Raw genomic sequence first — 25,050 nt, 5'->3', positions numbered from 1 at the left:
TTAATGTTTACAATTATACGGCATAGTAGTGGTTATTTTAACCTTAGCTACATATAGGCTTGTTACCCGCGAAGTTAAACAATTTAAATGAATTAGTATGACGTTAAACGTATAAATCGTCGTCATCTAAATGCTCAGCAGACGCGACTTCATCAAGCCCTGTAGTAACATCGGCATCTAATTTCACCAAAAATTTTAATTTTTGCGTGGCATCAATCGCCGTTTGCCAATCTTGGCTCTGATAAGCACTATCAAAACGCTCAGATTGTTTATTTAGACGCTCGGTAATCTGCGGATGTAGTTGCTTTAGCGCGGCAAGCTCTTTGCCTTCAATCGCATCGTCCAAATCCATACGCATTTGCATCGCATCTTCTAAGAAGTCCAAATCGGCAATCGAATGCTCTAAGTTCTGCGCCTGCCCAGCGATATCCAACAAGTAGCTGGCACGACTGTCAGGGTCTCTTAACGTTTGATAAGCTTGGTTAATTAGCGCTGAGGCTTGCTCTGATTGCTGCTTAGCTTGTGCACTATCCGCTACATTTTTGCTATCAGCGACAAGGTTGTCCGGATGATAGCGTTTTTGTAGCAGACGCAGCTGCTGATCAAGGCGCTCTTGGTTGACCGCAAACTGTACAGGTTGCTCAAATAGGGCAAAGAAGTTATCAAACTGTGCGTCTGGCGTGATGTCTGTCATAGCGTCTGCCTTTGTTTTTATTTATTCTTGTGAAGACTTGCTTTTACTTATGCGCTGTTTTATTTACTGTCTGTTTTAAATACTGGTCTTTTAAAGTTCAGTACTTACTTAGTATCTAAGCGCTAACTCAGGTTTTAGGTGCTAAGCGCTCGTATATCAATCGTTTAGCGCGCTCTGGTTTAGAGCTTTAGACGGTAAACGATTCACCGCAGCCACATTCACCTTTTTGATTGGGATTGGTGAATTTAAAGCCTTCATTGAGACCTTCTTTTTCATAATCCATCACTAAGCCATCTAAATAAACCAAGCTTTTAGGATCAATAAAAATATTGACGCCACGGCTTTCATAACGGGTGTCGTTTTCGTCAGGCGTGTCAACAAACTCTAGCACGTAAGCCAAGCCTGAGCAGCCTGCTGTACGGATACCTACTCGGATGCCTTCACCTTTACCGCGATTGTCCAAAAAGTCTTGAACATGCTGAGCGGCGCGTTCTGTCATTTCAATCATGCCAACTCCCATTGACTATCAATAATTGAGATAATAATTGCGGCAAAAGCGTTTTTATCAACACCACTGCCAGTAAAGCGTTAAAAATAAATAAAAGGTGACAATTACATGAGCGTTATTGTCACCTTATGGGCGTTAGTAGCTTCTAACGTCGTATTACTCATGTTTGTTTTCAAATTCGCTACTTGCGCCTATTATATAAATAAGCGCAAGGCTTTATATAATTTAGCTGGTTGCTTCTTCTGTTACTGCCGCAGCTGTACCATGCTTACCTTTATAGTCGCTAATGGCGGCTTTAATGGCGTCTTCTGCAAGGACTGAGCAATGCACTTTTACCGGTGGTAATGCCAATTCTTCAGCGATATCCATATTTTTGATCTCGCCAGCTTGGTCTAAGCTTTTGCCTTTTAGCCACTCGGTGACAAGCGAGCTTGAAGCAATTGCTGAACCGCAGCCATAGGTTTTAAAGCGTGCATCTTCGATGATACCGTTATCATCGACTTGGATTTGTAGGCGCATCACATCGCCACAGGCTGGGGCGCCAACCATACCCGTACCAACGTTTTTGGCATTTTTGTCAAGATTGCCGACGTTGCGTGGGTTTTCGTAATGATCAATAACTTGGTCACTATAGGCCATGGGGTTTTCTCCTAGTTAGATGATGAGTAGCCACTTAAATGTTAAGTTATATAAGTAACTTTCCAAATAACTCACTTATTAAGTTTAAATGTCTGTCTACTCATCGATAATTGGGGTCAAACACATATTATAAAAATGGTATTTATAATTGTCTGATGAACTATTTGGTTTAATGCTTATACCTGATAACCATTAAACCTTTTTACTATTAAAGTTTTATGAATAAATATTAATGCTCAGACCATTCTACCGAGTCTAAATCAACGCCTTCTTGATACATATCCCAAAGTGGCGATAGGGCGCGTAATTTGTCTACCGCTTCATGCATCTGTTTTACGACGGTATCAATATCTTCTTCGGTGGTATAACGACCAAAGCTAAAGCGGATTGAGCTATGGGCCAACTCATCTGGGCGACCGATGGCGCGCAATACATACGATGGCTCAAGCGTCGCTGAAGTACAGGCTGAACCTGATGAAACCGCCAAGTCTTTTAACGACATCATCAGTGACTCGCCTTCAACAAAGTTAAAGCTGATGTTAATGATGTTAGGCACGCTGTTTTCTAAATCACCGTTTAGATAAATCTCTTCGATATCTTGTAGACCGTCCCACAGCTTTTGGCGTAATTTTGCCACGTGAGCATGGTCTTCTTCATAACGCTCATTGGCCAATGCAAATGCAGCACCTAGCCCAACAATTTGGTGCGTCGGCAAGGTACCTGAACGCATACCGCGCTCATGGCCACCGCCATGCTGCTCAGCTTTTAGGCGAATACGAGGTTTACGGCGAACAAATAGCGCACCGATACCTTTAGGGCCATACGCTTTATGACCTGAAAAACTCATCAAGTCAATTTTCATCTCTTCAAGATTAACAGGTATTTTACCAACAGACTGCGCACCATCGACATGGAATACAACGCCCGCTTTGCGAGTAATCTCACCAATCGCGGCGACATCGGTAATGGTACCAAGCTCATTATTAACCATCATTAGTGATACTAAAATCGTATCGTCACGTAGGGCTTCTTGTACTTGCTCTGGCAAAATCAAACCCGTACCAGCTTGCGGCTCAAGATAAGTAATCTCAAAACCTTCTTGCTCAAGCTCACGGCAAGTATCTAAAACCGCTTTGTGCTCAATTTTACTGGTAATGATGTGCTTGCCGCGCGACTGATAAAAATGTGCCGCGCCTTTAATAGCTAGGTTATCTGATTCTGTCGCGCCCGAGGTAAAGACGATTTCGCGTGGATCCGCATGAATCACTTCAGCGACTTGCTGACGAGCCGTTTCTACCGCTTCTTCTGCTTGCCAGCCATAGCCATGTGAGCGTGATGCTGGGTTACCAAAGATGCCGTCTACCGTCAGATATTCGCTCATTTTAGCAGCGACTGACTTAGCAACTGGCGTCGTGGCGGCATAATCTAAGTATATAAGGTTGTTATGTTGGCTCATGCTGGGTTTGCCTCGCTGGTCGATAGAGTAATAGTGTTGATGTCTTTTGTGGACATATCTTTTGTAGCAATGTCGTTTGGAAACGTGAGGTGCTGACGGTCTGAGACTGACTGCACATGTTCCATGTCTAATAATTGCGCTAATGTTATATTTTTCAAGTATTGTTCGACATGATTTGATAAAGCGCACCATAAATCATGCGTTAGGCACATTGTACCACTTTGACAATCGCCGCGTCCGCCGCACTGCATCGCATCGACAGATTCATCGACGGCAGAAATGATGCTCATCACATCAATCTCATCAAGGGGCTTGGCTAAGTGATAGCCGCCAGCCGCGCCGCGGATACTGGTGACCAAACCGCGCTTACGAAGCTTGGAAAATAACTGTTCAAGATAAGAGATAGATATCGATTGCCGCTTAGCAATGTCAGATAAAGAGACGGCGCTGTCTTGTTGGCTGGTTTGCAAAGCCAAATCAAGTAAAGCGGTCACGGCGTATCTGCCTCGAGTAGTCAAACGCATGTGTTATCTCCAATCCTTTTTATAAAAAGTTTATTTAACAACGAACTTAGTCTTGTCGTATTCCAAAAGAGCAGGGTTATCAATAGGTTCTTTATAGATTTAATAGATTTATAATCGACTTATTGCTAAAAGCTAGTTAGTAGCTAGCCGTACTTGCGCTTCTATTTAGGAAAATCATCTATCGACTAAGTGGTGTCTTGTCGCTATTAAACAGCAGATGGTTTACCCGATGTGTGCAACGATAGGGTAATTATACTCAATCCCGAGTAATTTAGTCAAGATTAAAGTGTGGTTGAATGGTGAGTGCGACTTATTCCTATCATTGATAAAAACAATGATAGGTAATATTAAGGCTTAAAAGAGAATAAATACGCGAACGCGCAGGCTGTGAACTGCAGAAAGGAAGCAAGAGCGCTTAATAAGTCTACATCCTATTAAACGCGATACAAGGTTAGAAGAATAACTTTAAAAACACGTTACACTGCAGTTAGTAAGGCATTAGGTCATGATAAATAAAGCAATAATGGCAGCGATAGCGATAACTGCAAAAATAATTGCGGTAATGATAAAGGTCTTCTGCTTGCTTTGCAGTTCTTTAACCGTGGTTTCAAGCTCACGGTTTTTAATGGTCAGCGTGTTGATTTGAGTTTGCTGCTCCTTAATACGCAGCTTATAACTCTCCTTTTTTTCTGCCATTTCGGCTTCAGTAGGTTTGGTCTTACCTTTGCCGCCCTTAATCTTTTTGATCAGCCCTTGAATTAAGCTACCAAAACCAAGCTGCATAATAAACTGCTTGACCAGCTGTACTTGCACCGCCTCACCGCGCATTTGCAGCTTTTCAGTCGACTCAGTATCGTGGGTGATGATGGCGTTAATCACCTGAACGCTATAAGCGTTGATAATAACGTCAGGCTCACTACGGCCGATAGGCAATCTATCATCTAATAATACCCCTTTGGTAGTAAAGGTGGCGAAAACCTCTACATGAGGCAAGTATAACCTAAGCGCGACGACCGTCTCTTGCTTGGCGAGTGGATAAGCAGCTTTACGGAGTTCTGGGTCTAAACGTAACAACAGGGTCAGCGCCGACTCGATAAACACCAATATGATATTAAGAAAAGAGTGAGACAACGTAGAACGCTTCATGTAAATAATCCGTTTTTATTGTGTAAGTTAAAGATAAAAGGACAAACAAAGGTCAAAATCAACCCAAAATGTACAATGCAATCGCGCTTATAGTAACGCCTTTAGCATAAAAAGTAACGCACGTTTCTGTCAGTTGGTCAGTCACTACCTTATAATTTGCTCATCTATAAAGACACCAAAATTTATGACTGGTAATGCATTAGTCGGGCTTGGCAGCTATTTTTCGATCCAAGTTTATGCTTTAGTTTTTAATTTTGCTTGTTAGTATAAAAACTGAGTTTAAGCACCTGCATCATATTTGAGTATTTAGGTTATCAAGGCAAAATGCATAAGAGAGCCAATACAAAGATAGGTGCTTTGACGATAGGTGCTTTATTTCGTTAAATCCTATAAGCTAAAGTAGCGATTTAATAGAAAATTTGCAGCAGTTTTAAGTAACATTGAGTGTCAAATACGTAGTAGAGTGCACAAAAATATGTAAAATCGCTTGCGCTCCTTATGCTGCCTTGATATAAAGGCGTTAACAAAGCGAAACCTGTTTATGCGTGAGGCCAGTGGTTTTTATTGCTTAAGTACTCTGAGAGCGATACAATACTTGGCGTGAGCGTTTTTTACCCCCTAAAACTTGAAGGAAATTTTATGAATAAGTCAGAATTAATTGATAGCATCGCCGAAAAAAGTGGTCTAAATAAAACTCAAGCTGGCGAAGCTTTGAATGCAGTAATGGAAAGTGTTGGTGAAGCGCTAGAAGCTGGCGACAGCATCTCATTGGTTGGTTTTGGTACTTTTAGCGTAAAAGACCGTAAAGCGCGTACTGGCCGTAACCCTAAGACTGGTGAAGAACTTAGCATTCCAGCAAGCAAAGTACCAAGCTTTAAAGCCGGTAAAAACCTAAAAGAGCGTTTAAACTAAGCCGCTTTGTTTAAGCTGTACTCTTTTTAGCTATTCTATAATAAAATAATCAAATGCTCGTTGACGACGTGATACACGAATAAAAACAGCGTTGGTTGGCAGTAAAACAATAGATAGCAACTCATGACTTAACGATTCATTAAGTCATGAGCGAATGACCAAAAAAGCACCTAAAGATTAGGTGCTTTTTTTAGTGCTGAAATTTGTAGCTTTAAGTAGCAATAGTCGCCTGAATATTTTGAGTATATATCAAAAATCACGTATCATAGGGCGCGCGATAGCGGTGTTGTATAAACAAGAATTTTTATTAAATCTTGTTATAAACTTCGTCAATCCGCCTTATTTTATAGCGATAAAATGCACACGTTCTTCTTCTTACCATTGCCTGCTTATACAGCGTTGATATTATTAATAGTATTACAATGGTCTTTCATCAATATAGGTTAATAAAGCAGAGATAACTATGGATAAATTGCGCGATTTCTTAAAAAGCTGGCCGGGTCGCATTTTATTGATTTTGTGCCTATCGCCGCTCGCTCTATTGGGTGTCGAAAGCTACTTTGGCGGCGGTGTCGATCCCAACCAAATCGCTCAAGTAGGTGACAAAAGCGTGGGACTGTCCGAGTATCAAACTGCCGTCAATAACCGCCGTACTGAGCTTTTAGACCAAGTTGATGATGCCAGTTTATTGAATGAAGACGTGCTGCACGAGCAAGTCCTAAAAGGGCTGATTGATCGTACCTTGCTAGAGCAGCAGGCTGGCAAGCTGGGCATGACGGTTTCTGATGACACCATCAATCGCTTGCTGCGCCAAGAAGAAATCTTTAAAGATGCAGAGGGCAATTTTTCTAACGAGCAGTTTGCAAACTTTTTACGTCAGCGCAATATGACAAAAAACCAGCTGTTTGCTGAGTTTCGCAACCAGTTGAGCCTAGATCAGCTCAATGCCAGCATCGTCGGTACCGCAGTTTATCCGATGCAAGCGGTCAGTCAGTTGATTGATTTGCAGCTAGAGTCGCGCAATATTTGGCTGCATCGTTTTAAATGGCAGGACTATGCTGAGCAGGTAAAGTTGAGCAAGGGTGATATACAAGCTTACTATGACGCCAATAAAGACAAACTCAAAAGTGCGGCCATGGTCGACTTGGCTTACTTGCAGCTAAATCCGCAAGCGATTGAAGTTAATGAAGTCACCCAAGAAGATTTGCAGCAGCAATATGAAGCCTATAAGCAAAATCTTGCTGTGGTTGATGAGCGTAAAATTAGCCAAATCCTACTAACCGGTAAAGATGCCAAAGCACGCGCGGATAAAATTAAAGCCCGCCTTGCGACAGGTGAGTCATTTGCCAAGGTTGCCAAAGCCGAGTCTGATGATCCATCAGGTGAAACAGGCGGCGATATCGGGCGTTTTAATCCAGCGGTATTTGGTAATGATGCGCCAGCTGTCGAAAAAGCGCTGGCAGGCTTGAGCGTTGGTGATGTCAGTGCTCCTGTAAAGACCAGCTTTGGCTATCAGATATTTACCGTGACTGAGGACAATGGTAGCAAGATACCAAGTCTAGAGAGTATGCGTGCAGAGCTAACCGCTAAAGCCAAAGAATATAAACGCCAGGAAATGTATGCCGATAAAGTCACAGCGATTAATGACTTGGCAGCAGATGGCTTTAGTATTGAAGATATCGCTCAGCAAGAAAATGTGCCATTAAAACATATCAAAGATTATCGTAAAGAAAACAACCAATCTGCTTTGGCGCAGCCGGCGGTAATTAAGCAAGCGTTTGATGAGTTTACTATTCAAGACCAAGCGGTGACTGCGGGTATTGAGGTTGGTAATGGTACGGTATGGGTACAGCCAAGTAATTATCGTCCAACTAAGACGTTGTCTTTAACAGCGGCGACGCCAAGAATCACGCAGATATTGCGTCAACAAAAAGCAACGGCACTGGCATTACAAGAAGCGAAGAAATTGGCGGCCACTATTAAAACGCCTGCTGATATTGTAAAGCAGCCTGTTAAGCTGCAAGCATTGGGCGAGATAAACCGTCAGACTACGCAATTGAGCGAAAAAGAGCGCGGCTTAGCCTTTAGTCAGCAAGCGGCAGCCAATGGCGTCGTGGCGGTAGCGAGTGAGACTGAAACGGGTGCGACGTTATTGGTCGGTGATCGCATCAAAACAGAGCAGCAATCGCCGCTATCTGATGCCCAAAGAGCACAAACTGCCGCCATTATTCGTGATAATTTGGGTCAAGATCAGCTGCAAGATTATCTAGATTATCTACGTATGGTCTATAAAGTTGAGATTAATGAAGCCAATATGGCCAATGCGCAAGGACGTTAAGCGACCTATAAGGCATTTGTTAAACCCTTTTTTTAACGAGCTTTATTAAGCCTTAAATATGAAAAAGCCACTATTAATAGTGGCTTTTTTTATGCATTACAATTTTTATTTACTCTCAACGCTGTTTTCTTAATAGCATTATCTTAACCGCTGATTAATGGCGGAAGTGGCGCATACCAGTGAAGACCATGGCAATACCATGCTCATTGGCGGCAGCAATCGTTTCGTCATCACGCATAGAGCCGCCTGGTTGGATGATAGCAGCAATGCCGACTTCGGCCGCGTTATCAATACCATCACGGAATGGGAAGAAAGCATCTGATGCCATTACCGCGCCTTCGGTAGCAAGACCAGCGTGCTCGGCTTTGATAGCGGCGATACGCGCTGAATTGACGCGGCTCATTTGACCGGCGCCAACACCGATAGTGCGTTGATTCTTGGCATAAACGATGGCGTTAGATTTGACATATTTAGCGACATTCCAGCTAAATAATAAATCAGCAATCTGTGCTTCGGTTGGCTGGACGTCGGTAACGATTTTTAAATCGTTGGCGGTAATAAGGCCCAAATCTTGCTCTTGCACCAACAAACCACCATTGACGCGTTTATAATCAAGCTGGCTGTCGCGCTGCTCAGGCGTTGGCAACTCGCCACAAACTAAGACACGGACGTTTTTCTTAGCAGCGGTCGCCTCCAAAACGCCATCTTCGATACTTGGGGCAATGATGACTTCGACAAATTGATTGTCAATAATCGCTTTGGCTGCAGCAAGCGTAAGTTCGCGGTTAAAGGCAATAATACCACCAAAAGATGACTCAGGGTCGGTACTAAAAGCCGTGCGGTAAGCCGTGACTTGATCGCTATCTACGGCGACTCCGCAAGGATTGGCGTGTTTTACAATCACGCAAGCGGGCGCACTAAAGGCTTTAACACATTCAAGTGCGGCATCGGTATCAGCAATATTGTTATAAGAGAGCTCTTTACCTTGTAGCTGCTGCGCGGTTGCAATAGAGGCTTGCTGGCTTTTTAGGGCATGGTTTTCGACATAAAAAGCCGCTTTTTGATGCGGGTTTTCGCCGTAGCGTAGGTCTTGCACTTTTTCTAATTGGACGTTAAAGGTACGAGAGAAATTCTCTGCCTCTTGGTTTTCATTCACGCGGCTGCCCAAGAAATTGGCAATCATTCCGTCGTATTGTGCGGTATGCTCAAAGGCTTTGACCGCTAAATCGTAACGTAGGGCAGCGGTTAAAGTCGTTCCATTGCCTAATGCTTCAAGCACGCGCGTATAATCAGCAGGGTCAGTCACAATACCGACGTGAGCGTGGTTTTTTGCTGCTGAACGAACCATAGTAGGGCCGCCAATATCGATGTTTTCGATCGCATCGTTCATGGTGACGTCGCTACGTGCAATCGTCTCTGCAAACGGATAAAGATTGACGACGACCAAATCAATGCGCTCAATAGCGTGCTCATTCATGACGCTGTCATCAGTACCGCGGCGTCCTAAAATACCGCCATGAATCTTTGGATGTAGCGTTTTAACGCGGCCGTCCATCATTTCAGGAAAACCGGTATAGTCTGAAACTTCGGTCACAGCGACGTTATTTTCTGTCAGCAAGCGGTAAGTACCGCCAGTCGATAATAAACCAAAGCCAGCTTTAAGCAAGCCTTGGGCGAATTCTACGATATTTGACTTATCGGAAACCGATAGTAGGGCAAGGGGAGTTGTACTCATAAGAAAATTTCCATAAAAAAAGCCTGACGTAAACGTCTGGCAAGGTAATAATGGCAAGCAGTGCAGAGCATATCGGGTTTGATAAGATCATAAACTATAAACGTGCCATACAATTGAATGTCGGTTAGCAGGGCTAATAAGGGCGGTGAGTGTAGTATTTGGTCGTCGTAAATAACAGCGACTGGCATACAGCCATAGATTACATTAAGCCATAAGTTTTGAGCTTTTTGCGTAGCGTACCGCGATTGAGACCTAAGATTTGCGCACACTTGGTCTGATTGCCGCGGCACTTCTCAAGCACGACTGACAATAGTGGCTGCTCTATCTCTTTTAAAATAAGCTCATATAAGTCGGTTGGCATCTCATCATCGAGCATCGCAAAATACTGCCGCACCACGCGCTCTACATGCACACGTAACGGTTGGTGCGCATGAAGGCTATTGTCTAAGGAAGCTTCTACCTTATGGATAGAGCGATGATAGCCGTCTTTATAATCAGCAGAGCTCTCAATATCCTGGTCAAAATGAGTGGCATTATACGGTGCATGTGGTGGCATAAGATAATGTCCTTAAGCGTAAGCGTAAACCATAAGGCGTTTAAGCGCTATTATAACAAAGTCAAAGCCTATCAGAACAATAGATTGGGTATTACCCTATTATTACTCTAGGCTTGACGCTATTTATTATCATTTATGATGACAGATTTAAAACATTTAAGACAAATTTGATAAAAGAGCAAAACTTTTGAATAAATTTTATTGCTTATAAATGGCATTTTACCAAGCCTGATGTTAATAAATAGGCTCGGCGTTTACTTTGTCGATTTGAGTATTGGCGACTGGGATGGTAAATAACAGCTGCTTGCGACTTGTCGCGCCCAATTGGCTCTGTGTACTGAGTAGATAATCTTGCGGTGCTGAAATAAATTCGCCGATAAGTGCATCACTATCATAAACACTGACTTTCACATGCGGCAGGAGTTGTGCTTGGGTGCTTTGATTGTTTAAGGTGATGCTGATATCACTAATGGTGTTGGCAGTTTCGGTGCGGCTAGGTCGATGAGTGATATCGCTTGTACTCAAAGCCGCTAGATTGGCGCTAGGTAAGCTACAAGCGGCGATAGCACATACTTTTTGCAAGCGCTCAGCATGGGCAGGATTTTTAACCAAGTTATCCAAATTAAAAATGACATACTGCGCAAAAAGTAGCAGCGCTAATACCAAACAACCAAATGTCCAGAGTAATGAAGCAAGCGAGCGCTTAGCAGGTGTTGGTGAAAACTTGGCTTGTGCTTGCTGCCTTTTAAGGCGTGCGGCCTGCGTGTTGTCTTCGTCTTTGATAGAAACGCCCATGCTTGCGAGCAGCGCTGATAAATCTGTGTCTTTTCTTGGACTATGACCGTCTTCGTTTTCATTTTGTTCTTTGAGCAATTTTTCAAGCCAAGACTCATCGCTATTATCATCGATACTGGCATGGATGTCATTAGCTGCCGCTGAGCTAAGGGCTACTTGTGCAGCTGATGCTGGCTCTTTTATAAGAGCGTTTGCTAAAGAGGGTTTTTCTATGGGACTAACAGAGGCGTGAGCGCTTTTATCTAGCTTTGTCGCTGAGCTTTTCGTCGACTTATCACTACTGTTCGTGGTTGAGGTAGGGGTGCTATCTGCTGCTTGCGTTAGCCAAGCGTCCATACTGTCGAGCGAACCGTATTCTAAATCTTCCTCTTCAAAATCTGCAATATCCATATCATCGTGAATCAACTGATCCTCTATCAAATCTTCTTCAGCCATATCATCATGGATAAGAATATCTGCATCTTCTGGTTCAGAGGTGACGTTTAGCTTGGTTGTGGCTTTTGCTTCTGGCGTAACGGTAGACGTTTGCTTAATAGAAGTATTGGCGGTAGTGGATGCATCATATTGAGGTTCATGCCCCATAGTGTCAGCAGTCGGCTCTGTATCATTCGTGACAATAAGGTTGTTATTGACCAAAAAACTGTGTTGACAATGTTCACAGCAAACATTGGCTGTTTTTTGGTTTAACTGTGTTTTTTTAATATTAAAAATAGCATGACAATGAGGGCACTGGGTTTTGATTGGCGTAGTCATAAGGTCGAATCCAAAAAGGTATCAGTATTAATACCGCATGTTAATACTGCTTAATCACTTACCAACCGCTGCCAGTTTTTTATGTCTTTTTTTATAGAGTAATCATCATAATTTGCAGGCAACGATAGAGCAGCGTTAAATACACAACATTATTTAACTGCTCCTCTATCGTAACAGATGTAATTAAATGTTGCTAGCCTGTAAATGTACCAGATAAACGCTGCCAATGTTGATCTTCTTGCGCGGTAAAAGCATGCTTAGGATCGAGCGAAAAGTAAGGCTGATACGCTTCGCTGACCTGCTCGGTTTGCGATTCAATCAAGCCTGCTAACACGATACGGCTTTTGGGTGCCATCAGGGTCGCAAAATAAGGCGCTAAACCAATGAGTGGCTTGGCTAAAATATTAGCAACCATGATTTCTACGGGTTTCATATCGTTTTGTTGCCAGTAATTATTGAAGTCTTCTGGCAAAAATGCTTGCAAGCGATCATCAACGTGATTGCGTGCTGCATTTTGATTGGTCGCAAGCACCGCTTGTGGGTCAATATCCACCGCATAAACTTGACGCGCGCCCAATAACAGCGCCGCAATCCCTAAAATACCAGAGCCGCAGCCATAATCGATCACAACTTTATCGGTCAGGTCTTGCTCGGTCAGCCAATCAAGACAGAGGCGAGTAGTGGCATGGTAGCCAGTACCAAAAGCCAAACCTGGATCCATAATAATATTGGTAGCGTCAGGGTTCGGCGGTGTCAGCCAATTAGGCACAATCCATAAGTTATTGGCGCACTCGATTGGCTTATAATTGGACATCCATTCGCGCTCCCAATCCTTATCATCGACAGCGTTGACCCACGTTCGGCTGGCCTGTACTTGTGCGCCGATTTCATGGCTTAATTCCTCAAGTAATTGACGATTGCCAGCATCTGTATTGGCGTCAAACAAGCCTGTGATTATGACCTCATCCCATAACGGTGATTCACCGGGAAGGGGTTCAAATAAAGGCTGGTCGCCTGCGTCATCTAAAGCGATTGATAGCGCGCCAGCTTCTAATAACAGCGCCTCAGCGAGATCGACATTGTCTTTTTCACATTGTAAATGCAGTTGTTGCCATGCCATAAAGGTAACCTTAGTTTAAAATAAAAGTGAAGAATTAAAGGAGTAAAAGAAAACAGTCATTAAACCCAATAAAAAACGGGATAAAAAAATTAACGACTAAATCTATAAGCCTATTTTAGCGCTTATAGATTCAGTCGTCATGGTAAATACGAGAGTGTGTCCTATTAGCGCAGCGCCTGTCTGGCCTCATTTATCACGCGAGCGTTACCCTGTGCTTGTCCTGATTGCAAGATGATTTGCCAAAGGTTGCGGCGGCGAGTGCTGTCTTGAGCAACGGTCAAACCTCGGCGCGCCATCGCTTCAGCCTTACGTGGTTGATTCTTTTTAAGAGCGACTTGCGCCAAATAAAAATAGACGGCTGATGATTTGGGCGCGAGGCGCTGCGCGCGCGTAAAGCTGCTCTCAGCGCCATTTATATTGCCTGATTTTAATTGCTCTGTACCTGTTTGCATGAGATTACGAAAGGCTGGCAAGTTGCTGTTATTGGCTGTGCTTTGCTGACTGCGCTGCTGTGAGTTTTGCCGCGCCCGCTCCAATAGCTCATTATGCGAAGGAATTGATGGTTCGGATAGGATGTAATCTTCACGAGAAGGCGTAAGGATGATGGCATCTTGGCTATCAGGCTGTGTGATGATTGGACTTTGTGTTGCTGGCGTATAGACCTGTTCTGCTTCGGATGACTGCATTGTCGAAGTCGGTTGTGTAGGCACTGTATTGGGCACGGTAGAGTACTTATTATCATCGCCTTTAACAATCGGTGCTTGGGTTACCGTTACTGGCTGTTTTGCTGTAGGCTGCTGTTTTTGAGGCGCAGACGTTTGCGCAGGAGACGTTTTTATTGCTATCGGCGCCGTTTGGCAAGCACTTAAACTTAATGCGCTAATAAGGGCGCTAGTAGCAAGTATCGTATTAATCAGCTTAGTTTGCCCTTTAGAAGGAGCAGTGATAGCCTGCTTAGCGGCGACAGTTTGCTGTATCAATAAAGCCATGTTAAAACCCTTTTTTAAGTCTTAAAAACCCTAGAACCATTCAACGGCGCGGTCATACCAAGTATCGGCACGATTGCTCGACCCGCCTTCTTGCTCAGCGTTGCCGGCATTGTTAGCGTCGTCACCTTCGTTATCCGTATCAACGGCTTCGCCATTAGGAATATCTAAGCCTTCACGGCGGCGCTGTTGATTAATCGAGCCTTGCTGGTTTTGCCATTGTATCTGCTCGCGGGCACGCTCTTGTTGATATAAGCTAATAGCACAACTGCTGGCTTCTTCGGGTAGATACGCTGACATCACTGGCAGATAGCGCGCATCAGCACAGCGTTCATTAGACAACTTGCCAGAGTTGTTCTCAAGCCACAACCACTCAATTCCCTCAGGCTCTGGCAGCGCGACAGGGGTCAGCTTGAGACGATTCATATAATCGACCCAAACTGGCAAAGCGCCACTACCACCGCTTAGACCGATAGGTTTATTGTCATCACGACCGACCCAAACCACGCTAACATAGTTGCCACTGTAGCCGGCAAACCAAGCATCACGGTAATCGTTGGTCGTACCCGTTTTACCAGCAAGGTTTAAGTTGCTGCCAAGCGATTGTATGCGTCTGGCCGTGCCGTTTTTGACCACGTCTTGCAAGGCATAGTTAATCAAAAAGTTGGTCTCAGGCGGAATACTACGCTGGGTATTTAAACCGGTACGCTGCAAAATATGTCCGCGATCATCAATAACACTACGAATACTATGAATAGGCGTGCGGAAACCACCGGTAGCGAATACTTGGTAAACGCCCAGCATATCCATTGGGCTAAGATTGACCGAGCCTAATAAAGCCGAAGGATAAGGCGGGATTTTCTCTTTTACGCCCATGCGCTGTAGCTGTTTGGCAAAGGTATTAACGCCAAACTCCATACCCAAACGTACCGCGCTGTGATTATACGATTGCGACAAAGCGGTGGTAAACGGCACGTAACCATGGTCACGATTGTCATAGTTCTTTGGATTCCACTCAGTACCGTCACTCAAATTGACCGTAATCGGTGAATCATCGACCGAGCTTGCCAAATTATAGCGCCCGCTTTCAAGCGCCGTCATATAGATAATTGGCTTTAATAACGAGCCAACTTGACGCTTGGCATCGACAGCACGGTTAAAACCAGTAAATTCACTGCCACTACCGACCACTGCCACCAGCTCACCAGTTTCAGGATTGGCACTGACCAATGCGCCTTGTAAGTCTTTGGTCTTGCTACCGCGACGACGTAGCTCACCAAGTTTTCTCTCGACCGCTTTGTCCGCTGCCAATTGGGCAATAGGATCTAAGGTACTGATGATAATCAGACCTTCGTTTTTCAGATCATCAGAATAATAGACTTTGTTCAATTCACGCTTGACGATATCTAAAAAATCAGGGAACTGGCTTTTGCCTTCGACGGGTTTGTCCGCCACATCGAGTGGTTTTTCTATCGCTTTTTCGTACTCTTCTTGGCTAATTTTACCGACTGCTAGCATATTATTCAGTACGGTATTACGGCGCTCTGTCGAATCGTTTGGATGACGGCGCGGGTTATAAACGCTCGGGCCTTTTGCCATACCAACAAGTAGCGCCTGTTGGTCTAAACGCAGCTCTTTGAGGGGTTTATCAAAATAAAATTGCGAGGCAAGGCCAAAGCCATTGATAGAGCGATTGCCGTTTTGACCCAAGTAAATCTCGTTTAGATAGGTTTGTAGAATCTCATCTTTACTATAATGCAGCTCAAGTAACACCGCCATCAATGCCTCATTGGCTTTACGTTTCATCGTCCGATCGGAGTTCAGATAAAAGTTTTTAATCAGCTGCTGAGTGATGGTCGAGCCGCCCTGTCTAGGGCCACCGGTAAAGTTGTTTAATACCGCACGCGCGATACCGCGTATCGAGACGCCTTTGTGCTCATAAAACCCGCGATCCTCGGTAGCGATAAGCGCGTCAATCAGCGGCTGCGGTACTTGATCGAGCGTCACCACCATGCGATCTTCGTTACTGTCTGGATAAATACCGCCGATGTTTACTGGCTCCAGACGAATAATGCCAGTTTTGGCAGGCTGGGTGCTTTGTACCGACTCAATCTTATTGCCAGCAATGGTCATTTTGATGACTTGCTCTTTATCGACGTCGTTGGCGCTATACGTAAAGCCGCGCGTATGGATAAAGTAGGTATTGCCAGATTTATGGTAGGTACCGGTGCGATCATAAGCCTTGTTGCTTTGATAATTGAGCAGCTTAAGCCAAGTTTTCATGGTGTCTGTATCGACATTGGCGCCTTGATACAGCTCTAGGGGCTGCGAGTAAACCTTAGCAGGAATGTCCCAGCGCTTGCCCTCAAACTTGTGGGTAATGGTGCGATCAAGTTTGACCAAATATAGCGCCAATAGCACCATAGCTGCGATAATGACGATTAATAAAATACCACTAAACACCACGCCGCGCTGCTGTGAGGGTAGCGTATTGATAGCAGGCTTAGACGACTGTGGTCGCTTAGAATTAGACTTTTGCACTGATGACACACCATTTTGGGATAAAAAACTGCCTCATAATGACGCAAATTGACAAATTTTTCAATCTATCATCATCAACGCCTGCATTCATTAAGCAGGCGTTAGACTTTCGTAGTAGGTGTTTTGGAGGTATTAATGTTTTGGGATAAAGGGCTAGGCTGCTTACGCCGCGCGCTTGTAGTATAATGTTTATATTAATAATTAGGTTGATACCAACAGTTTTATCGACCCCTTTTATTAATAGTTTTTACCAATTTTTTAGTCTCATTTATGCCAATATCATTGTGCCAATAACGTTGTGCCAATATCTATGTAAAGTAGCTGTGTTAAAGGCAGATAATTCAATCGCTTTTTTACATAGGGATTGACTCTCGTTAATCAGAGCAAGTTTATTAAAAGCCGGTCGGCTGCAAGTAAACTTGTCGAAAGGAAATAGCGCGATTATGTCTAGTATTCCCTCATCTATGCCAGCAAATAACAACCGCCACTATCAAGACCACTCGATTACTGAGGGTCTGGTGTTGCCGCTTGCCGGTCATTGTTTTCATTGCGGTGATCCGGTACCAGAGCCGCCGTTTCATACCGATATTTTAGGTCAGTCGCGCGAGATGTGCTGTATGGGCTGTCAGTTAGCGTCGCAAAGTATTGTCGAGGCAGGGCTTGAGCAATACTATCTTGACCGCTCGGAGATTAACCGTACGGCAAGTTTACCAACCCAGCTGACGCGCCTTGAAGCTTATGATCACGATGAAATAAAATCTCAATTTGTCTACGCCCAAGACGGCATGTCGGTAGCAGAACTATCGGTCAATAATCTGCGCTGTGCGGCCTGTACGTGGCTGATTGAGTCGCGGCTAGATGAGTTAGATGGCATCAGCCAATGTCAGGTTAATTTAACCAATCAGCGCATGCGGGTGATTTGGGACGAAGATAAGCTGCCGATTAGTCGTATTTTGGGCGTTATCAATGAGATTGGCTACGAAGCCAAGCCTTATCGTCAAGATACCCATGAGGCCATGCTGGCACGTCATAACAGTCAGATGCTATTACGGCTTGGTATCGCGGCGCTCGGCTCGATGCAAGCAATGATGTATGCGGTAGCGATTTATTTTGGCGAATATAGCGACATGCTTATTTTTCAGCGTGATTTTCTACGTTGGGTGTCGCTATTTGTGAGTACGCCGGTGTTCTTTTATGCCGGTGTGCCGTTTTTTACCTCAGCATGGTCAGCGATTCGTGCCCGCCAAGTCAATATGGATGTGCCGGTTAGTATCGCCTTAGTGGTGACCTTCTTTGCCAGTCTTTATGCGACCATTACCGGGCAAGGGGAAACGTACTTTGATTCGGTCAGTATGTTCATTTTCTTCTTATTGGCTGGGCGTTATATTGAGCATAATGCACGCTTAAAAGCCGCCACTATGGCCAATGACTTGGTGGTGGTCGAGCCCGTCTTGGTACAAAAAATTGCTGAAGATAAAGACGCGGCGGCGCGTATCTTGCAGCTCATAGAGCAAAATACGCTTAATAATACTATCTTTGATAATGACGCTCTTTCTGATAATAGTGCTGAACAGGTGCTTAATCCAAATAATAATTTAGCGACAAAGGGCACAACCACTAGCGCAAAAACGATGCCCAACTTTAAGCAAAGCATGGATGCCAATATTCAGCAATTGACGTCACGTATCGCTCAAGACTGGCAGCGAGCAAATCATAAACCATCAAATATAGCGCAGACAGAAGCCGTGCCAGAAAAAAGGCAGATGGTGACCGCTCATAGCTTGCAAGTGGGCGATATTATTATGGTGGAAGCAGGCTCTGAGATTATCAGCGATGGTATCTTGCTTAGCTCTACAGCGACCGTCTCGCAAAGCCTGCTAACTGGTGAGGGCGATTTAATCATCAAAACCCAAGGCGATTATATCGTTGGCGGCGCCCAAAACGACAGTCAGCCGTTTGAGATGTTAGTGACGGCATTGCCAGAAGACAGCCAGATAGGGTTGATTGATAGGCTGATGAATCGGGCGATGAGTGAGAAACCAAAACTCGCTCAGCAAGCGGATAAGCTGGCGCGTTGGTTTGTAGCGCGGATTTTAGTATTATCAGCTTTGGTGTTCATTGGTTGGTATATCGTCGACCCAAGCCAAGCAATTTGGGCAACGGTGGCGGTATTGGTGGCGACCTGTCCGTGTGCGCTCTCCTTAGCGACACCGATTGCGCTGACGGTAGCGACCAATCGATTGGCGAGTTATGGCTTTTTAACCACACGAGGCCATACGCTGCAAACCCTTGCTGAGATTACCCATGTGGCGTTTGATAAAACAGGCACGCTGACTTATGGTAAGCCCAATTTATTAAATATCGAGCGATTGGCAACTAATGATACGACAGCTGCTAGCAATGAAGAAAAAGACAAGCTATTAGCGATTGCCGCCGCGCTTGAAGTGGGCAGCCGCCATCCGATTGCTCACGCTTTGCTCACCGCCGCTTATCAATTACATCTGCCTGCGACGCAGTCGTTGCAATACTATCCTGCAGGCGGGGTAGAGGCAATGATTGATGGCGTCCTATATCGCATCGGTCATGTCGATTTTGCCATGGATAAAGCGAATACTGATTCTCAACAAAATAATGCGTTAACCATTGATTTAGCCACTCATCGTGCCAGCTCGGCGGTGGTATTGTCTTGTCAAAATAGTCCGTCAAATGCATGGCAAGCGCTGGCAGGTTTTTACTTTAACGATAAGGTACGTGATAGTGCGCCGTCTATGCTCGCCGCTCTCAAAAAATTAGGTATTGAGCCGGTCATGCTAACCGGTGACCCAAGTCCACAAGCACTGGTAATGGCGGAAGAGTTAGGCATGAAAGCCGCTTATAACGGCCTGTCGCCAACCGATAAAGTCAATCATATTCAAGCGCTGCAAGCAAAAGGCGCCGTCGTACTCATGGTTGGTGACGGTATTAATGATGCGCCTGTTTTAGCAGCGGCAGATGTCTCAACCTCGATTGCGGGCGCAGCAGATTTGGCGCAAGTCTCGAGTGACAGTATCATTCTAAATGGTCAAATCGAAGCTATCACGGCGGCGAAGCGTATCGCTGATAAGACCAAACGTATTATTAAGCAAAACTTACGTTGGGCGCTAATTTATAATAGTAGCGTCTTGATACCCGCAGCTTTAGGCTATGTGCCGCCTTGGCTTGCGGCGATTGGTATGTCGTTAAGCTCATTATTTGTGGTATTAAACGCGCTGCGTCTAAAGCGTGCTTAATGTAAAGCAGCTTAAACTTATTTATATAAACCTCAAAAATTACCCACAAAAAAACCGTCTTTATAAAGACGGTTTTTTTTATTTTAATTATTTTAAATAACGGCTAAACAGGGTTTAGATTAGTCTTGCAGGTAACTTAGCAGACGCATAAATTCGATATACATCCACACTAGCGTCGCAAGAATACCGATACTAAATAACCATTCGTAGTCTTCTGATACGCCCATCGCCACACCGCGATCGATATTATCAAAGTCCAATAGCAGCGTAAAAGAGGCGATAACAATCACAAATAAGCTAAAGCCGATAGCGATAGCGCCACCTTCGAATAAGAAAGGTAAGCTCGAGCCGAACGCTAAAGATAGCACCCACTGCGCCACATAAACCAACATGATAGCAATCAATGCTGAGGTGACGATTGAGCGGAATTTCTCAGTAACTTTAACCAAACCTGAGCGATACAGCCCTAGCATGACCGCTGCGGTGACAAAGGTCGCACACATCGCAGTGACAGGCACGCTTGGGTACATGCGCATAAAAAATAGCGAGATACCACCTAAAAAGATACCTTCCAATAACGCATAAGGTACGGCAAAAGTTTTGGCTTTTTGCGGCTTAAAGGTAATAAAAATAGCAAGACCAAAGGCGGCAAACATACTACCAAAAGCGGCCATGGTGATAAAGCCTTGTGATAGGCCTGCCATTAACGCATAAAAGAAAAATCCAATACCCGTAATCGCCGATAGTCCAAGCAATAAACTGGTCTTTTGAATCACACCCTTTACCGTCATCGGCGCGCCGCCAACGGCAAGCTCTGCGCGACTGACAATAGGATTTGCCATAAAGTTGTCCTTTTTAAAATATAAATAACTAAGATGCCAGCTACTTTAGCAAAACCGCCATTATTGTCAACTGTGTTTACGTGAGCGCATGCAAGGCATCACATGGCTATCGAGCCTTAATTAACTAGGGAATATCGACATATAAAGCGGTAATGAGTAGCAAAACAAATACGCTTAAAAGTGGCGTATGATAGAGGATATATGGGGCCAATTACGACAGTTAACAACGAAACTTCATAAACATGCTAGTCTAAGCGCTGATTTCTCGTTATCATTGCACTGTATTTTATCGTTATGCCGAGTCGTTTTATGGAAAACTCAGCGCAGTCCGCCCGATTGCCGCACTTACATGAATCAGAGCTGTTTCATGCCATCAAAAACCCAGCGTTTAGGCGCATTGGTTTGATGGGCCGCGCCGGAAAACGCAGCGTGACCCAAAGTCTGGTACAGATTGCCAATACCATCAATGAGATGAATCTGACATTGATTATGGATGTGCAGACGGCCAATTTGCCTACTTTGAACCTCACCGAAATTGAAAAAGTTAAAATCGTCAAACGTAGCTTGATTGGTGAGATTTGCGATTTAGTTATCGTAGTAGGCGGCGATGGTTCGATTTTGCATGCCGCCGAAGCATTGGCGCGTTATCGGGTGCCAGTTCTAGGGGTCAACCGTGGTCGTTTGGGGTTTTTGGCCGATGTTAAGCCCAATGAAGCGGCCTTTAAACTACGCCAAGTATTGATGGGCGATTATCAGTTAGACCACAGGTTTTTGCTGACCATGGAGATTCGCGAAGGGCGAAAAATCATTCACGAAGATATGGCGCTCAACGATGTGGTGCTACATGCGGGTAAATCGGTGCACATGATTGATTTTCAGATGAAAATTGACGGGCACGATGTCTATCGTCAGCATAGCGATGGTCTCATTGTGGCGACGCCGACAGGTTCCACTGCTTATGCACTTTCAGGTGGTGGTCCGATTATTCATCCGAGTATGGATGCCATTTGTTTGGTGCCGATGCATCCACATACCTTATCCAGTCGTCCGATTGTGGTTAGCGGCACCAGCGAGATTTGTATTCGTATTCATGAGGACAACCGCACCCAGCCACAAGTCAGTGCCGATGGTAAGCCGAGTATCGCGCTCGACCAAGAGCAGCGCCTTTATATTCGTAAGCATCCTGATAAGCTGACCTTGCTCCATCCGCCAGGGTTTGATTTTTATGAAGCCTGCCGCACCAAATTACACTGGAACGTCCATGCCGAAGAATTCAGTATGGACATCGATGATGATATTATAGAAGAATGAATGCAGTGCTAGATTTCTCAAAACAGTACTGGATTATAAAATAGTCGCGGAGAGTAGGTACGATGGACAAACAAACGATATTAGCAAGTGTCACACCAGAAGTGGTAGAGAAGTTTCGCCAAGCCATTGAGCTGGGTAAATGGCCGGATGGTCGTAAGCTCACGCCTGAGCAGCGCGAAACTTGTATGCAAGCGGTGATGGTATGGGAGCATGAGCACCTGCCGCCAGCCGAGCGTACTGGCTATATTCATAAACCCGTGCGAGACGATGGCTCTGTCGTGGGCGCGGAATGTGATGTCGAGCACGAGCATCATTATCCCAATATGCCCAATCCTAAAGGGGCAGTACAACCCGTTAAATTCCACAATAAATAAGCAATAGCTTTGTCGCAATTAATTGAGATAAATAAGCGGCTAAGCGGCATTAAGCCAAAAGCACCAAATTGAAGGTAGGAAACAGCAAAAAGCCACGCTAATTGCATAGCGTGGCTTTTTTAATACTTTTAAAATAGATAGTTAGCGAAAATAGAAAACTACAGCGCGCTAGTATCAACACTTGGACGCGGCGTTAATGGATTTTTTTCCATCAAAAATCCTTGCCAGCCCCAATGTAAAAAGTTACGAATATTGGCATGGTCGGTACCCTTTGGCGTCGCTTGTACCTTGGCATAATGTTCACCAAACAGCTTTAGCGTGTCCAATTGGTTTAGACCATGGTGCTTAGCGAAACCAAAAATCTTGGCGCTGCCTTCGTTTTCGCCCGCTGCATTGTGCAGCATACCATTAACAAAAGGCGCTGGCGCATAGCGATAAAAATCATCAATAAAGCTGATGACATCATTGAATCCAATGGCTTTTTTATTCAAACCATTAAGTAGAGCCGATACATCTGATTGACGGATACTCATAAATACATGACCTCAGAGCAGATTAGAAAGCAAAAATAGGGTGCTTAATTTATGCCCAATAATTATTGATAGTTAGTTAACGAACAAGCGATCAACTTAGCGATTAAAATAGTCTTCATCATCGAATGAAGGTGCAAAGCTGCCTTGCTCAAGATGTTGCATTTGCGATTGTACCGTGCGTTCATGCTGAATACGCTGATAAATCTCTTCACGGTGTACCGCAATATCTTTTGGCGCATTGACGCCGATTCGTACTTGATTGCCTTTAACGCCTAGGACAGTCACACTGACCTCATCGCCAATCATTAGCGTTTCGCCCACGCGGCGTGTCAAAATTAACATGCGTCACACTCCTTATGTCGCATCAACAGATTATTACTCATCAGATTGCGTCTCAATTACAGGACATTACTCTAGTACTAAATAGGCAGAGCAGTCATTATAAAAACTCTGCGTCACCTAATACTCATAGCGGTAATGATAGATAAATTCATTTAGCCCAAATGAAAGCCCCATTATAGGGGGCATAACAGATACTGTCACGGATTTTCACAAAACTATTAGGTATATACTTACCTGAGCAATAGTAATAAAAGAAAATAGAGCCTAAAAAGACTCTATTTAATCAAAGTTTTACTAAAAAATAATCGCTATTTAGCCAATCGTTATTAAACCAGAAGTATCTTACAGCGATATAATGTATAGCCTTTACACATTATAACCCAGCGATTGTGCTGTCGCCGTCTTCACGGTCAAGACCAAAGGCGGTGTGTAACGATTTCACGGCCTTTTCTAAATGCTGCTCTTGGATAAGTACCGAAACTTTTATTTCACTGGTCGATATCATTTGGATATTGATGTTGTTTTCGGCCAAAGTCTGGAACATAAGGCTGGCAACTCCTGCATGCGAGCGCATACCAACCCCGACCAATGACACTTTTACCACTTCGTTATTGGCCAAGATCTCTTTGGCACCAATTTCATCTTTGACTTCGTTTTCTAGCACTTTCATGGTTTTATCCATGTCCGTACGGTTGACGGTAAAAGTAAAGTCAGTAGTGCCATTGGTCGATAAGTTTTGCACGATCATATCGATTTCGATATTGGCGCGACCGATAGGGCTTAGGATGGCAGAGGCGATACCAGGATGATCGGGTACACCGCGCACGACTATTTTTGCTTCGTCGCGATTAAAAGCGATACCTGAGATGATTGCCTGTTCCATGTTGTCTCCTTCGTCTATCGTAATTAGGGTGCCGACATTGTCTTGAAAGTCTTGGTCGAAGCTACCATCGTTGTTTTCATCAAAGCTAGATAATACGCGTAGAGGCACGCCGTATTTGCCAGCAAACTCTACTGAGCGAATCTGTAAAATCTTAGAGCCAAGGCTTGCCATCTCAAGCATTTCTTCAAAGGTAATCTTTTCAAGTTTTTTGGCTTTTGAGGTCACGCGTGGGTCAGTGGTATAAACGCCATCGACATCGGTATAGATTTGGCATTCATCAGCGCCTAAGGCTGCGGCAATGGCCACACCTGTGGTATCCGAGCCGCCGCGACCTAAGGTTGTGGCGTTACCTTCTTCATCGATACCTTGGAAACCTGCCACGATGACAATGTTGCCTGCATCTAGTTGCTCACGGATGTTTTTGTCATCAATGCTTTCGATACGCGCTTTGGTGTGGGCACTATCGGTTTTAATGGCGACCTGACGACCGGTGAATGAACGGGCGCCAATACCAAGCTCTTTAATCGCCATCGCCAGTAAAGAGATAGAAACCTGTTCGCCCGTTGAGACCATTTGGTCGTATTCGCGTGGATCAGGTTGGCTGCTGATTTGGCGTGCTAAATCAATCAAACGGTTGGTTTCACCGCTCATGGCAGACACAACTACGATCACTTGATGACCGTTGTCATGCCAACGTTTGACTCGTTTGGCGACATTTTTGATGCGGTCGATACTGCCCATCGAGGTGCCGCCGTATTTTTGTACTATTAACGCCATAAAAATCTACCTATTA

20 protein-coding genes and 1 pseudogene are annotated in these 25,050 nt (G+C 44.5%); 5 read left to right on the top strand and 16 right to left on the bottom strand.

The features are described 5' to 3' along the window. Positions 1–103 precede the first annotated feature (103 nt). The 6 genes from hscB to AB8P72_RS09145 all read right to left on the bottom strand — a co-directional run bounded on the left by hscB (position 104) and on the right by AB8P72_RS09145 (position 4,967). Entirely contained in the window at positions 104–694 is a 591-nt protein-coding gene (hscB, locus tag AB8P72_RS09170) for a Fe-S protein assembly co-chaperone HscB (protein ID WP_068404486.1), read from the bottom strand. A gap of 187 nt (positions 695–881) precedes the next feature. Beyond that, positions 882–1,202: an iron-sulfur cluster assembly protein IscA gene (gene iscA / locus AB8P72_RS09165; protein ID WP_068404485.1), complete on the bottom strand. Its 321-nt coding sequence runs from the start codon at positions 1,200–1,202 to the stop codon at positions 882–884. 225 nt (positions 1,203–1,427) lie between these two features. After that, positions 1,428–1,841 carry a Fe-S cluster assembly scaffold IscU gene (gene iscU, locus AB8P72_RS09160; RefSeq protein ID WP_068404483.1) on the bottom strand — a complete coding sequence of 138 codons (414 nt, stop codon included), beginning with the start codon at positions 1,839–1,841 and terminating at the stop codon, positions 1,428–1,430. Between the two features lie 229 nt (positions 1,842–2,070). Continuing rightward, positions 2,071–3,297, bottom strand: a complete 1,227-nt coding sequence (locus AB8P72_RS09155; protein WP_068404481.1) for an IscS subfamily cysteine desulfurase — start codon at positions 3,295–3,297, stop codon at positions 2,071–2,073. Continuing rightward, positions 3,294–3,821 carry an Rrf2 family transcriptional regulator gene (locus AB8P72_RS09150; protein WP_068404479.1) on the bottom strand — a complete coding sequence of 176 codons (528 nt, stop codon included), beginning with the start codon at positions 3,819–3,821 and terminating at the stop codon, positions 3,294–3,296. The genes AB8P72_RS09155 and AB8P72_RS09150 overlap by 4 nt, the downstream gene beginning before the upstream one ends. Positions 3,822–4,319: 498 nt before the next feature. Then, positions 4,320–4,967 (bottom strand): hypothetical protein, encoded by a 648-nt coding sequence (locus AB8P72_RS09145; protein ID WP_068404477.1) that lies wholly within the window; start codon positions 4,965–4,967, stop codon positions 4,320–4,322. A gap of 639 nt (positions 4,968–5,606) precedes the next feature. Here AB8P72_RS09145 and AB8P72_RS09140 point away from each other — a divergent pair. Together AB8P72_RS09140 and AB8P72_RS09135 are read left to right on the top strand one after the other, a co-directional pair. Further along, positions 5,607–5,879 carry an HU family DNA-binding protein gene (locus tag AB8P72_RS09140; protein WP_068404475.1) on the top strand — a complete coding sequence of 91 codons (273 nt, stop codon included), beginning with the start codon at positions 5,607–5,609 and terminating at the stop codon, positions 5,877–5,879. Positions 5,880–6,342: 463 nt separating this feature from the next. After that, positions 6,343–8,217, top strand: coding sequence for a SurA N-terminal domain-containing protein (locus AB8P72_RS09135; protein WP_068404473.1), 1,875 nt, complete (start codon positions 6,343–6,345; stop codon positions 8,215–8,217). A gap of 154 nt (positions 8,218–8,371) precedes the next feature. Here the strand turns inward: AB8P72_RS09135 and purH are convergent, their stop codons facing one another. The 6 genes from purH to mrcB form a co-directional block, all read right to left on the bottom strand. Then, on the bottom strand, positions 8,372–9,952 hold the full coding sequence (purH, locus tag AB8P72_RS09130; RefSeq protein WP_068404472.1) for a bifunctional phosphoribosylaminoimidazolecarboxamide formyltransferase/IMP cyclohydrolase: 1,581 nt from the start codon (positions 9,950–9,952) through the stop codon (positions 8,372–8,374). Positions 9,953–10,151: 199 nt separating this feature from the next. Beyond that, positions 10,152–10,421, bottom strand: coding sequence for a DNA-binding transcriptional regulator Fis (fis, locus tag AB8P72_RS09125; protein WP_068404623.1), 270 nt, complete (start codon positions 10,419–10,421; stop codon positions 10,152–10,154). Positions 10,422–10,742: 321 nt separating this feature from the next. Beyond that, entirely contained in the window at positions 10,743–12,056 is a 1,314-nt protein-coding gene (locus AB8P72_RS09120; RefSeq protein ID WP_369957664.1) for a zinc-ribbon and DUF3426 domain-containing protein, read from the bottom strand. 193 nt (positions 12,057–12,249) lie between these two features. Beyond that, positions 12,250–13,176, bottom strand: coding sequence for a 50S ribosomal protein L11 methyltransferase (gene prmA / locus AB8P72_RS09115; protein WP_193030475.1), 927 nt, complete (start codon positions 13,174–13,176; stop codon positions 12,250–12,252). 164 nt (positions 13,177–13,340) lie between these two features. Next, positions 13,341–14,165, bottom strand: coding sequence for a tetratricopeptide repeat protein (locus AB8P72_RS09110; protein ID WP_102076835.1), 825 nt, complete (start codon positions 14,163–14,165; stop codon positions 13,341–13,343). 30 nt (positions 14,166–14,195) lie between these two features. After that, complete coding sequence (mrcB, locus tag AB8P72_RS09105; RefSeq protein ID WP_102076836.1) at positions 14,196–16,703, bottom strand: penicillin-binding protein 1B; 2,508 nt, start codon at positions 16,701–16,703, stop codon at positions 14,196–14,198. 443 nt (positions 16,704–17,146) lie between these two features. On the opposite strand from mrcB, the gene AB8P72_RS09100 reads away from it, so the two are divergent. Then, on the top strand, positions 17,147–19,972 hold the full coding sequence (locus tag AB8P72_RS09100; RefSeq protein WP_193030477.1) for a heavy metal translocating P-type ATPase: 2,826 nt from the start codon (positions 17,147–17,149) through the stop codon (positions 19,970–19,972). A gap of 119 nt (positions 19,973–20,091) precedes the next feature. On the opposite strand, the gene AB8P72_RS09095 is transcribed toward AB8P72_RS09100, so the two are convergent. Next, positions 20,092–20,814 (bottom strand): Bax inhibitor-1/YccA family protein, encoded by a 723-nt coding sequence (locus AB8P72_RS09095; protein ID WP_011280732.1) that lies wholly within the window; start codon positions 20,812–20,814, stop codon positions 20,092–20,094. 405 nt (positions 20,815–21,219) lie between these two features. On the opposite strand from AB8P72_RS09095, the gene AB8P72_RS09090 reads away from it, so the two are divergent. Further along, on the top strand, positions 21,220–22,125 hold the full coding sequence (locus AB8P72_RS09090; RefSeq protein ID WP_238060151.1) for an NAD(+) kinase: 906 nt from the start codon (positions 21,220–21,222) through the stop codon (positions 22,123–22,125). Positions 22,126–22,187: 62 nt separating this feature from the next. Further along, positions 22,188–22,499: a YeaC family protein gene (locus AB8P72_RS09085; RefSeq protein WP_068404460.1), complete on the top strand. Its 312-nt coding sequence runs from the start codon at positions 22,188–22,190 to the stop codon at positions 22,497–22,499. Between the two features lie 158 nt (positions 22,500–22,657). On the opposite strand, the gene AB8P72_RS09080 is transcribed toward AB8P72_RS09085, so the two are convergent. From AB8P72_RS09080 to AB8P72_RS09070, 3 genes and pseudogenes are all read right to left on the bottom strand, one after another. Further along, the gene (locus AB8P72_RS09080) at positions 22,658–23,032 is read right to left on the bottom strand and encodes a HopJ type III effector protein (RefSeq protein WP_068404458.1); all 375 of its coding nucleotides are present in this window, start codon (positions 23,030–23,032) and stop codon (positions 22,658–22,660) included. Positions 23,033–23,206: 174 nt separating this feature from the next. Further along, a pseudogene (gene csrA / locus AB8P72_RS09075) lies at positions 23,207–23,374 on the bottom strand (carbon storage regulator CsrA); the annotation flags it as partial. Between the two features lie 373 nt (positions 23,375–23,747). Next, the gene (locus AB8P72_RS09070; RefSeq protein ID WP_068404454.1) at positions 23,748–25,034 is read right to left on the bottom strand and encodes an aspartate kinase; all 1,287 of its coding nucleotides are present in this window, start codon (positions 25,032–25,034) and stop codon (positions 23,748–23,750) included. Positions 25,035–25,050: the final 16 nt, after the last annotated feature.

This window comes from Psychrobacter sp. CLB018, assembly GCF_041222815.1.
Lineage (GTDB): Bacteria > Pseudomonadota > Gammaproteobacteria > Pseudomonadales > Moraxellaceae > Psychrobacter > Psychrobacter faecalis.
This window is presented reverse-complemented; position numbering and strand designations above follow the sequence as displayed.

Bases quoted from the DNA above. Each gene is read 5' to 3' on its own strand.
- hscB (WP_068404486.1), bottom strand. From the start codon at position 694: ATGACAGACATCACGCCAGACGCACAGTTTGATAACTTCTTTGCCCTA.
- iscA (WP_068404485.1), bottom strand. From the start codon at position 1,202: ATGATTGAAATGACAGAACGCGCCGCTCAGCATGTTCAAGACTTTTTG.
- iscU (WP_068404483.1), bottom strand. From the start codon at position 1,841: ATGGCCTATAGTGACCAAGTTATTGATCATTACGAAAACCCACGCAAC.
- AB8P72_RS09155 (WP_068404481.1), bottom strand. From the start codon at position 3,297: ATGAGCCAACATAACAACCTTATATACTTAGATTATGCCGCCACGACG.
- AB8P72_RS09150 (WP_068404479.1), bottom strand. From the start codon at position 3,821: ATGCGTTTGACTACTCGAGGCAGATACGCCGTGACCGCTTTACTTGAT.
- AB8P72_RS09145 (WP_068404477.1), bottom strand. From the start codon at position 4,967: ATGAAGCGTTCTACGTTGTCTCACTCTTTTCTTAATATCATATTGGTG.
- AB8P72_RS09140 (WP_068404475.1), top strand. From the start codon at position 5,607: ATGAATAAGTCAGAATTAATTGATAGCATCGCCGAAAAAAGTGGTCTA.
- AB8P72_RS09135 (WP_068404473.1), top strand. From the start codon at position 6,343: ATGGATAAATTGCGCGATTTCTTAAAAAGCTGGCCGGGTCGCATTTTA.
- purH (WP_068404472.1), bottom strand. From the start codon at position 9,952: ATGAGTACAACTCCCCTTGCCCTACTATCGGTTTCCGATAAGTCAAAT.
- AB8P72_RS09120 (WP_369957664.1), bottom strand. From the start codon at position 12,056: ATGACTACGCCAATCAAAACCCAGTGCCCTCATTGTCATGCTATTTTT.
- prmA (WP_193030475.1), bottom strand. From the start codon at position 13,176: ATGGCATGGCAACAACTGCATTTACAATGTGAAAAAGACAATGTCGAT.
- AB8P72_RS09110 (WP_102076835.1), bottom strand. From the start codon at position 14,165: ATGGCTTTATTGATACAGCAAACTGTCGCCGCTAAGCAGGCTATCACT.
- AB8P72_RS09100 (WP_193030477.1), top strand. From the start codon at position 17,147: ATGTCTAGTATTCCCTCATCTATGCCAGCAAATAACAACCGCCACTAT.
- AB8P72_RS09095 (WP_011280732.1), bottom strand. From the start codon at position 20,814: ATGGCAAATCCTATTGTCAGTCGCGCAGAGCTTGCCGTTGGCGGCGCG.
- AB8P72_RS09090 (WP_238060151.1), top strand. From the start codon at position 21,220: ATGGGCCGCGCCGGAAAACGCAGCGTGACCCAAAGTCTGGTACAGATT.
- AB8P72_RS09085 (WP_068404460.1), top strand. From the start codon at position 22,188: ATGGACAAACAAACGATATTAGCAAGTGTCACACCAGAAGTGGTAGAG.
- AB8P72_RS09080 (WP_068404458.1), bottom strand. From the start codon at position 23,032: ATGAGTATCCGTCAATCAGATGTATCGGCTCTACTTAATGGTTTGAAT.
- AB8P72_RS09070 (WP_068404454.1), bottom strand. From the start codon at position 25,034: ATGGCGTTAATAGTACAAAAATACGGCGGCACCTCGATGGGCAGTATC.